Annotated in this window: 6 protein-coding genes; 1 reads left to right on the top strand and 5 read right to left on the bottom strand. The window is 60.7% G+C overall.

From position 1 onward, the window contains the following. The first annotated feature begins 3 nt into the window (after positions 1-3). Positions 4-1,464: an efflux transporter outer membrane subunit gene (locus tag CFB45_RS22615; RefSeq protein ID WP_089427466.1), complete on the top strand. Its 1,461-nt coding sequence runs from the start codon at positions 4-6 to the stop codon at positions 1,462-1,464. 296 nt (positions 1,465-1,760) lie between these two features. Here CFB45_RS22615 and CFB45_RS22620 read toward each other — a convergent pair whose 3' ends face one another. The 5 genes from CFB45_RS22620 to CFB45_RS22640 all read right to left on the bottom strand — a co-directional run bounded on the left by CFB45_RS22620 (position 1,761) and on the right by CFB45_RS22640 (position 10,286). After that, complete coding sequence (locus CFB45_RS22620; protein WP_089430276.1) at positions 1,761-3,176, bottom strand: ISNCY family transposase; 1,416 nt, start codon at positions 3,174-3,176, stop codon at positions 1,761-1,763. Between the two features lie 241 nt (positions 3,177-3,417). Continuing rightward, positions 3,418-3,828 (bottom strand): toxin-antitoxin system YwqK family antitoxin, encoded by a 411-nt coding sequence (locus tag CFB45_RS22625; RefSeq protein WP_089427467.1) that lies wholly within the window; start codon positions 3,826-3,828, stop codon positions 3,418-3,420. 13 nt (positions 3,829-3,841) lie between these two features. Further along, entirely contained in the window at positions 3,842-8,350 is a 4,509-nt protein-coding gene (locus tag CFB45_RS22630) for an RHS repeat-associated core domain-containing protein (RefSeq protein WP_089427468.1), read from the bottom strand. Continuing rightward, a complete protein-coding gene (locus CFB45_RS22635) occupies positions 8,347-9,645 on the bottom strand; it encodes a hypothetical protein (protein ID WP_089427469.1) in 1,299 nt (432 codons plus the stop codon). The genes CFB45_RS22630 and CFB45_RS22635 overlap by 4 nt, the downstream gene beginning before the upstream one ends. A gap of 17 nt (positions 9,646-9,662) precedes the next feature. Beyond that, positions 9,663-10,286, bottom strand: a complete 624-nt coding sequence (locus tag CFB45_RS22640) for a hypothetical protein (protein WP_089427470.1) — start codon at positions 10,284-10,286, stop codon at positions 9,663-9,665. Between the last annotated feature and the right edge of the window lie 26 nt (positions 10,287-10,312).

Raw genomic sequence — 10,312 nt, forward strand, 5'->3', positions numbered from 1 at the left:
GTCATGCTACCGAAACCCATCGTTGCCGCGGTGCTTGCCGCGCTCCTGTCGACGGGATGCGCCGTCGGTCCCGACTACGTGCGGCCGGACATCGCCATGCCGCAGCGCTTCCAGGGCCAGCGCGCCGTGGAGCAGCGGCACGCGGCGGCCGAAGCGGAACTCGCGACGTGGTGGACGGGCTTCGGCGATCCGCAGTTGACCCGGTTCGTCACGCTTGCGCTCGCGCAGAACCTCGATCTCGCGCAGGCCGCGGCACGCGTCACGCAAGCGCGTGCCGGGCTCGGTGCGGCCAATGCAGCGCTGTTGCCTTCGGGCACTGTGACCGGTCAAGCCGCGCGCGTCTACCAGTCGGTCGAAACGCCGTTGGGGCGCGTGCTGAACTCGACGCCCGGTTTCGACCGTCACGGCAACGACTACGAGGCCGATTTCACCGCGAGCTGGGAACTGGATGTGTTCGGCGGGTTGCGCCGCGGGCGGGAGGCGGCGCTCGCCGACTATCAGGCCTCCGAGGCGGCGGCGGTCGCCACGCGCCTTGCCGTGGCCGCGCAGACGGCGGACATCTACATCACGATTCGCGGGTTGCAGGGCCGGCTGAAGGTCGCGCGGCATCAGGTGCAGACCGAACAGGATCTGTTGTCGACCATCAATCTGCTGTATGGAAAGGGGCTCGCGGCGGAGCTTCAGGTTAGGCAGGCCGAAGGTGCGCTCGCTCAGGTCCGCGCAACGGTGCCGGTACTCGAAGCGGCGCTGGACACGGCGATGAATGCGCTCGACGTGATGCTCGGCTCGCAACCCGGTACGTATCGCGCGGAATTGCTCGACGGCGGCGAGGTGCCGGTCGCACCGCGGATCGCGGCGACGGGAACGCCCGGCGAACTCCTCAGGCGGCGGCCCGACCTGATCGTCGCCGAGCGGCGCCTCGCGGCGTCGAACGCGCGCATCGGCGTGGCCATTGCCGAGTATTACCCGAAGTTCTCGCTGAGCGGGCTGATCGGCAGCGCGACGACGATGGGCGCGGGCAACCTGTTTGCCGGCGGCGCGAACCAGGCTGCCGGCGTGCTCGGCCTGCGCTGGCGTTTGTTCGACTTCGGGCGCATCAATGCGCAGATCGCGCAGGCCAAAGGGCAGGATGCCGAAATGCTGGCTGCGTATCGGCTCGCGGCGCTGCACGCCACCGAGGACGTCGAGAACGCGTTCTCCGCGCTCGTCAGGCGCGACGAGCAGGCGGCGGTTCTCGCCGATGGCGTGGATTCGCTCGGCCGCGCACGGGCTGCGTCGTTCGCTGCGTATCAGAAGGGCGTCGTCAGCCTGATCGAGGTGTTGCAGGCGGACGAAAGCCTGCTGCGCGCATCGGACGAGCGCGTGCAGGCGAAAACCGAAGCGGCTCGGGCGTCGGTGGCTGCGTTCAAGGCGCTCGGTGGTGGATGGCAAGGGACGGCGTCCGAAGCCGTTGCGAGTCGATAGCGCGGTTGTACGTGCCGATGGCTTGCCACGTCCTGAATGACCTTGAATCGGTCCAGCTCGCGCATCGTCATCGTGATCCGCTCCGTTGCAGCCATCGAAGCCTCCGGCGCCGGACACCCGGCGGCCGGCCAGCTTACGCGGCCCGAAAGCGGCCATTTCAATCTAGCCGCTACAAACAATGTCATACCCGGATTCAGATGTCGTAGTGCCAGCTAAATACAGATGTCGCATGTTTCATCGGCCTTTCCATCCTTCAGTGTTGAAGTGCCGAGCCTGAGGCGGCAGGGCGCTTACGCTCACCCGCGGGCCTTGGCAGACCGCCGCTCAGTTTCTGCTTTTGACGCAACTTCCAGAATCGCGGCTTCCATGTCAGTCACCGTGAACCGGCGAGGTTTCTTCGTGCCGGGTTGCGCTTCATTTGCCCGCACCGGCAGCCCCCGATGCGTTCGCGACGGCGCAGTGCCGATCCGCCGGCTGTCGCGCTGCGCCTGAAACGCTTGTGCCACCTGCAACGCATGGCTCAGGCGCTTGTGATCCACGATCGCGCCTTGATCCACCTCGGCCAGCCGATCGTAGGATTGTGCCGACAGTAGCTGGCCAGCCGCCCGAAGCTCGATGCGTCCGTCCGGGTACTCCCACACCTCGATGTCACGATGTATCCACGCCCGATTCCCCGGCGTATCGTCCAGCAGATAGAGCACCCGGTCGTACTGCACCGTCAGCGCCTTCGTGACCCGGCGTGTCTCGCGCCAGGTCAGCAGCAGATCCAGATCCTCGTCGGACCGCAGCGGTCGATGCGCATCAAAGCCGCTCTTCGGTGGCTTCGCGAAGCGCTCGTTATACATGGCCATGAAGGAGGGCGCGTAAGCGTTCGCGTCGGCCACCGTGCTGATGCCGCGCAGTCTCAACTCCTTGACGAACCGATCCTGCAGCGTCAAGTGCGCTCGCTCGACACGTCCCTTGGCCGAGCTGCTGTTCGCGCAGAACGTGTCAATGTTCAGCTCGTACATCGCCCGACCGAAGTGCGTCACGCTTTGGCCTGTCTTGCTGGCGCTCGTATTGCGGAACACGCTGTACTTGTCGCTGTAGAACGCCACCGGCTTGCCGTAGCGCTCCAGATACGCTCGCGTGGCCTCGAAGTAGCTGAACGTCGACTCGGTCTGCGTGAAGTGCAGCATCATCAGCCGGCTCGTCGCGTCGTCCACGTACACCAGCAGCGTGCAGGCCGGCGCCCGTTCCTCGAACCACCGATGATCGCAACCATCGATCTGGATCAGTTCACCCAGACACGCCCGGCGCGCTCGCGGCTGATAAACCTTCGGCGGACGCTGCCGACGTGGAATCCACAAGCCAGCGTCCGTCATCAGCTTCCTGACCGTTTCCTTGGCCAGCCGAATGCCATGGCATTCCCACAGCTTCTCGCAGGCCAACGTCGGCCCGAAATCGGCGTAACGCTCTCGAATAGTGGTCAAGGCGCGTAACGCTAGTCCTTCGTCGAGCTTGCGGTTGCCTGGCCGGCCACGACGGCCCGAAGCAACGCCGCTAGGTCCATGCTCTCGATATCGGATGACCAGCCTTTCCACCTGTCGCACGCTCAGTCCCAGCCGTTCGGCCGCACGTCCGGGCTTCAGGCCCGTGTCCACCACGGCCTGGATTACCTTGAGTCGATCAAGCTCTCGCATCGTCAGTGTCACCAATCCGGCTGGCTGCATGGTCGGCTCCGCGCTCGCTCAACGAGCCGTCCAGCATGCCAGCAGTCAAAAACCCGACATCTGTAAATAGCCAGAACACGACATTAGGATATGGCTGCTACAACCAAATCCGACGATAATTCACGTTATGTCAAATATTGTGTCGACACGGACGGTCACTTCCAAGGCTTGTTGCTCACGTCCGAACGTGGACAGTCGCCACAGCGGTCTGGTCGCGGCGACCTCCTTTCCTGTAGGCCACCTAGGCGGAACTGTCTTTCCGATACAAGGCGCGATACTCCTGCAGGACCTGAAAATCCTCGTCATCCTCGCTCAACCGGAAGTCGTCCAGGAGTGTGCCGCGCTCATCCCAGCTTTTCTCCCACAGGGTGATCCCATATTCGTATTCGCCGTCCTCGGCAAGCTGGCCATTCTTGTGCCATTCACGTGCACGTCCATGGAGTACGCCCTTGAAGAACGTCGCTTCTCGCATCGGCCGTCCCGGTTCGTACCACTCTTTCGTCGTCCCCCACTGCAAGCCCTGGCGGATTTCCGTTTCCGATTTTTCCCATCCATCTCTGAGCGTATAAGAAACGCCGGAAAAAGGCTCGCCATCGAGATAATAGAGACCATCTCCGGGATACTCGAGTTGACTGGAAAGAATGCGTTGCATCAGAAAGTACCTCTTAGTCGGTTAGAGCAATAATGCCGTCAGTAATTGGCTTGCAGTTGTCGCATCGAGGCATAGGCTCGCCAGCGTCTGCCTTGTCCATTTCCGTGCGAACATTATAGACAGCCAACTCATTCAGTTGGGCACCAGGCCGTGCCTCCAACGCCTGGTTGGCCGCCTGCACTTCGGAGTGCGAACCCGGGATGCCTTTGTTTCGCGTCCACCCAGGATTGTTCGGATATGGGGAAGGGCTTTTTTCCTCGTTGGCGATCGCGACTTTCTCGGTCTGCTCCTTGAGCGGTGAACGCAACCCGCGCGGGCGCTTCCCGGTGTTCTGTCCATAGTAGATGGCGCCCGTTGTCAAATCCTTCACAACAGAAAGACACGGCCCCATCGTCGTGTCACCGGTCTTCAAGACAGTCCCGTCGTCAAGAGTGACCGTTCGATCACCTCGAGCATTGGCATCTTTCATCTTCTGCCAGGCGGCTTGTGCGAGCGCCCCAAGCTCTTGCCGAAGTTCGTCAAGGTTGTGCTCGCCGTGCGCGGGCGCGTCGTGTGCTTTCTCGGTCTCCGAACCCTTTTTCTTGTTGTCTGCGACTTCTTCGCCGAGGCTGGATCCGCAACCACTTTCCGCCAACCCCAGAACGTCCACCCGGACAACCGGATTTGCCGTATACGCATATAAATTGATGCCACCGGCCTGACCGGCGGGATCCGACTGCAGATAGCGCCCGAGTGTCGGGCTGTACGACCGAAACCGATTGGAATGTATGCCGGTTTCGACATCATGGTAGTGACCCGGAAAGCGGAGATCGTAGTCGATCAAGCTTTCGCTCGATACGGAAATGGCGCCGTATGGATCGATATCGTCGGGTTTCCAGACGACACCACGCTCCTGGTTCGTGATCAGGTCGGGCAGTCCAACCTGATTGTGTTGCAGAAAATATGCGATTCCGCTACCCGGCTCAGCATCCGCTGATTCGTAGTCGATGAGCATGAACGGGACATAGGCCGTTTCGCTTGGGTATACGTAAAGTCGCAGGCGCCCGTCGGGCCTTCTCTCGGCTACAAGGCGGTCATCGTCCCAAAAGAAGTCAGTGCGCTGTTCACCGATGGACTTGTAGATGCGGCGACACAGTCCGTCATATTCTGCGGTCCAGGAATTTTGTTGATCGCTCCAATCGACCGCTACCAGCAAGTCCATGCTGTCATAGCGGTAGACAGTACGACGGTCATCGCCGGTAATGTTTTCGGCAAGATGATTTCGGTCGGTATAGCGAAATATGCTCGTCGCCGCTGCCGAGAGTCGGTTGCCCTCGGTATAGCGCATCCACGCACATGTCGGCGATGACAGAAGATTCCCCCCCGCGTCATACTGGAAGCGCCGCGTGGGAAATCCGTCGCGAGTTTCGCCAATCAAGCGGTGCGCGGCATCGTATTGATACTCGGTTGTGCCCGTTGCGCTATCGGTTGCGCTCCGCAGTTCCCCCGTTGCACTGTATGCATACGTCACACAATGAACGGACTCAGGTTGATCGGAGACCCACCTGGTTCGTCCGATACACCAACCGTTCGCGTCGAAGGTATAGAGGATATTTGTGCCGTTGCCCAGGCATAGCAGGACCTGTCCATCGCGTGAACGCACAAGACGGTGGCTACCGCCCACTGGCGTATGAATGAGTATTTCGCCATGACCGACAGATTCATAACGAACGGTATATCGATCAAGATAGGTGGTACTGGCTAGCGATTTTTTGACGTAACCGTGTTCGACACCCAAGCCATCGCGTTTATCCGAAGTGCGCCGGCCCTGTGAGTCATAGGTTAATTTGACGTCGAACCTGTTCGTCGAGGCCTTGGTAATATTCGCGCGCGAATCGTACTGGTAGAAATGTGTGGCACCACTCGATAGCACTCGCTTGCTGTGCAGGCCATTGTCGCCAATCTCAAAATGGAGCAGTAGATTGCCGGACCCATCCCGCTTTTCGATCAATCGATCGCCGGTGTCATATTTATAGGTTTCGCGCAATACACCGTGCCGCGTTACGCTTTGAATTCGACCTTTGAAATCGTAGCGGTAGGCGCTCTCATTGCCATTCGCGTCGACTATCGCAGCGACCTCCTCCTTGGCTGTATACCTGTACCTGACTGCATTGCCCGCCGGTCCTGTCTCGCTTTCACGCAAGTTCCAGGACGTGACGTTGTAACGATATTCGCGCCCGTCTCTGTCTCGCAGTCGCACGAGATTCCCCGCAGCATCGTATTGAAGGCGCTCTGTATGTCCGTACATGTCAGTGCGGCTGACGATGTGCCCGGCTGGATCGCACTGCTCGGTCGGCGATGATGTAACACGTGCGACTGGAAAAACCGTTGTTGAAAAGCTGTCGATCTCCAGTGGCAGGAGTAATCGATCTGCCATTTCGGATGGTCGAACCCAGCCATACAACAGTCCCATCGGTGTGGCGGGAACCCGATGCGTCAGGGGATTTGGCAAGGCTGGCACTTCTTCCCTCGTAGGCCAACTGTTTCCCCAGCGATCCAGCCGCCCGGTGTTTGCTCCGCGCTGGTCGTAAAGCCAGCGCATCGTGCGTCCACCGGAATCAATCTCGCACAGAATTCGACCGTCGCCACCGGTTACGCGCTCGGTCGTTCCGCCATACGGGTCGATGATCCGTGTCACCGTACGCGATCGGTCGTACAGGAAAGACCACTTGCCTCCGTCGGCACGCGTCACTACGGTGCGGCCCGGTTGGTACTCGAGCGCGACATGCCACAATCCGTCCTGTCCCCTGCTTTCGATACATCGGCTCTCGTCGTCGTACTTGTAGTGGAACGAGTAACCGTTCGCATCCGTCTCTCGGGTCATTCTTCCGCGGGTGTCATAGCCGTAAGACATTTCCGCGCCGAGCGGATCGGTCGCTACCTCCAGGCATCCGTATGCGTTGTAATGATAGTGAGCAATGCACTGCCTCTTCCCCTGCGGCGGTGTGACGTAAATCGCCGAGACATGACCGGAATCGTTGTAGTGAATTTCAATCGTCCGTCGAAGGTGGCCGCGTCCGGCTTCCTGGATGATGTGTATCAGTGAGCCGCTTTCGTCATACACAAGCCTGAATCCGAATTCCGGTTTGACATGATTCACGAGCCGGGCAACATGAACGTCTTTATCCGTAAGCTCGAAAGTCATTTTTCCGAGCCGCGTATGACGGATCACGAAGCGGCGTTCATCGCACTGCTCCAGTTCATAACCGGCAACGCATCCTTCATAACGACCGGCGCCGTTCCGAGGAAATGGATGCTCCCGGTTGCGCGCATCGACATAAATGGCGCGCGTTCGCAGAAGACGCAACTCGTGTTGGAAAACGTGTCGAAAACCAAAGCCAATCGGACTGTCTTGTTTGTGCCAGCCGCTGCAGTAGTAGCGCTCCCACTTGAATGCAGGCGCCTCTCGCGTTTTGTAATCGATGAATTCGTTTTCCGCCGTACCCCTGACAACATCGACGGGATGTCCGTCGGTGCACGGGCTGACTTCTTTCTGTCTGTTCGCAACCCGTGCCTTGACCTTCTTCCCGATCCCGTGCTTCGCCCCGTGCCACATCATCTGCGAGTCCGGCAGCGGAAATCCGCCGATCAGTACCGTCGGATCCCCAGCGAGCAGCGTCCCCATACTTGGCTCGATACCGGGATCCTTGCCCATCAGGTTGCTGAGCGCCATGAACGCGAGATCGGCCGCAGTTTGTGCGGCCATCATCGCTGCTGCTGCGATTTCTCCTTGCGATGCGTCATCGGCAGCAGTCGCTACCCCGGACGCTGGCCCGACCGCGGCGTTACCAACCGACCATGCCTTCCCTGCCCGTCCCAACGTCTTCGCCCTGCTGGTCACTTGGGCAGCCTCGCTCGCCACCTCCTCGCCTTTCTCCGCAGCGCTCGCCGCTTCACCACCCGAGTGCCCGACATGCCCCATCGGATTGCAGTGGCGCGTCATGTCGATTCCCATGCGCGCAGCACGCATTCCGCCGATGAACGTGTTGCTCGATCCAGTCTGAATATCGAAGAAAGGCGTTATCCCGCCACACGTCGGCGCGATACCGATATCCAGCACGCGTGCCGCAGGAATCCCCCCAATCAGCACGCTCAAACATCCGCTACCGATCGTCGCCCCGACGCTCGGCAACGGAAAACCGCTGCTTGGCGGATGACTATGCGCATGCGGCGTACCGAGATGCGGAACACCGATGGTGGCCGCCGGCATCCCCGGCATCTTGTCGAGCAGCGGGATCTGCGCAATGCCGGTGTTGAGTAACTGCGACGGCATGCCCTGCAACGACGCGAGCGAGTTCACGGCTTCGCTGACGTGGTGAAGCGTGCCGCCTTCCGACGAGAAGGTCTCCTTGAACAGATCGAACGTCGACTTGACCGTACCGAGCAGCGAATCGCACGCGGTGTCGGCCTTCGACTCGGATTGCGATGCATGGCTCTCCGCAGGCGCCGATGCGCGCGTCAGCCGGGTTTCAAATTCACTCATTGGCGCGCCCGTTCGTACCCGGCGATCGCATCGTGTACCGTCGGCGCGACCACTCCACGGAGGCGAGTCATGTAAAGCGGATCCTTCTCCAGCTCATACGCCCTCGCCTCGGTTTTCAGGCCGGCGTTCCCGTAGAGCGAAACGAGTCGATCGAGGAGGGAAATGCGCTGTCGTTCGCAGCCGAACTTTTCGCACAATCCCTTCGCGGCAATCCAGCTTTTCGCGGCTTCCGCCGCCTGGCCACATGCCAGCAGCGCGACACCGCCTTTCTCCATCGCCTCGATCTTCGTATGCACGAGCATCAGCCTGCCGGCGGCACCGCTCGCGAGATCAAAATAAGTCGCCGCCTTCGCATGCTCGCCGAGCGTGTTGCAACAGCTACCCGTGGCCATCAGCGCATTCAGCACGACCAGCAGGTTCCGACCATCGAGCGCAGCCGGCAGCGCGCGCATGTACCAGTCCTTCGCATCGCGCGGCGACCCGTGGCGCAACGCTACATCGCCGAGGCCGTGCAATGCCACTGCGCAGCCTGTCGCATCCTTGCGCTCGGCGTGGAAGGAAAAGAGCGCGTAGTACTTGCGCTGCGCTTCGGGCAATCGGCCATGCGCAAGATCGATCCCTGCGATTTGCAGCAAGGCCCCCATGCGCTGCTCGATCGGATGCACCGCGTCGTTCGCGATGTCGACCAGATGACGGGTCGCTTTTTCGGACGAGAAATCTACCGGCAAGATCAGCACGTGCTCGGCCTTCTTCTCGCGAGCGAGCGGAATCAGGCACGGATGCTTCCGGTCGTCGCGGATGCAGAACCGATGCCCTTCCATCCACTCTTCAAAGCCGTTCAGCGCCAGGCATTGCAGCACCAGCTTTGCAAAGCCGCCGAAATCGCCCATCGGTGACGGCAACCATGCCCATACGACCTTGGTGCCTTCCGGCATCAGCGTGTGAACATGCGTGACGGCATCGCGCAGCCGTGCCGCCGGCGCACGCCTCGGGTCGGTGCAGGTCAGCGGCAACGGTGGCCAGCTTGTTTCGCCACGTTCAATGCGTGCGCTGCTTGCGTCGTCGATCTGACGTGCAAGTGCTTCCATGCACGTCTGCAGATACGCGTCGGCAGAGTCGCAAGGAAACGGAAAATTCAGGAAAACGGCATCGCCGAGTCGTTCGTCGAGCGACTGCATCATCTTGAGAACTGGCACGAGGTCGTTGTCGGTTGCCTCGATCAACAGCGTGGGATCATCGGGCTGATCGATGAACGCTTCGAGCGACGATTCGATGGCGGAGAATTCACGATGCATGACGTCAGGCAGCCTTCTCAGTTCAGGCGAACGTAACGGCTGCGCACGACGGTGTCCGCTTCGGTCCGGATATCGACACCGCCTCGCCCGCCCTCCAGTTCGAGGGTCTGCGCGCTCAGCCGCAGCTTGCCGGCGACTTCGATATTCACGTTCCGGTTCAGCAGCGTCACGACCGGCCCATCCGGAGAAGCACGCACCTGCAGCAGCGGACAGCCAGATGCATCCGCGATCTGCACGCACTTGTCGGTTTCAAGCGAAAGTGCCATCGCGGGTTCGACCGCTGGTTCGACCGGTTCACCGTGCCCTTTGCGCGTGAGAAGACCGGCGATCAGGTACTCCGGCCAGTTCGCAGGAGATTGCAGCAGCACGCGATCGCCGATGTGGGGCTTGATGCCGTCCACGCATTCGAGCCAGCGTTCGCACGTGGTGTCGTCCTGCACAACCCACTTCACACGAATGAGCCCCATCGCGTCGGGATGATGCGTATCGGTCACTTCGCCGATCATCGTCGACGATTCGCGACGTTCGTCGGGCGGTGTACGCTCCGGCGTCGCATCGTTGGCGAACAACCGGCGCAACGCCTCGACTGTTTCGGCTTCGAGGGCTTCGTCGACCATCACCTGATCCGATTCGTTGTCCATCGAATGTCTCCCATGCTTCGAATGCA

The sequence above is a fragment of the Burkholderia sp. HI2500 genome (assembly GCF_002223055.1).
In the GTDB taxonomy this organism is placed as follows: Bacteria; Pseudomonadota; Gammaproteobacteria; order Burkholderiales; family Burkholderiaceae; genus Burkholderia.

What these genes read in the sequence shown, in the direction of transcription:
- CFB45_RS22615 (WP_089427466.1), top strand. Translation starts at nt 4, where the DNA reads ATGCTACCGAAACCCATCGTTGCCGCGGTGCTTGCCGCGCTCCTGTCG.
- CFB45_RS22620 (WP_089430276.1), bottom strand. Translation starts at nt 3,176, where the DNA reads ATGCAGCCAGCCGGATTGGTGACACTGACGATGCGAGAGCTTGATCGA.
- CFB45_RS22625 (WP_089427467.1), bottom strand. Translation starts at nt 3,828, where the DNA reads ATGCAACGCATTCTTTCCAGTCAACTCGAGTATCCCGGAGATGGTCTC.
- CFB45_RS22630 (WP_089427468.1), bottom strand. Translation starts at nt 8,350, where the DNA reads ATGAGTGAATTTGAAACCCGGCTGACGCGCGCATCGGCGCCTGCGGAG.
- CFB45_RS22635 (WP_089427469.1), bottom strand. Translation starts at nt 9,645, where the DNA reads ATGCATCGTGAATTCTCCGCCATCGAATCGTCGCTCGAAGCGTTCATC.
- CFB45_RS22640 (WP_089427470.1), bottom strand. Translation starts at nt 10,286, where the DNA reads ATGGACAACGAATCGGATCAGGTGATGGTCGACGAAGCCCTCGAAGCC.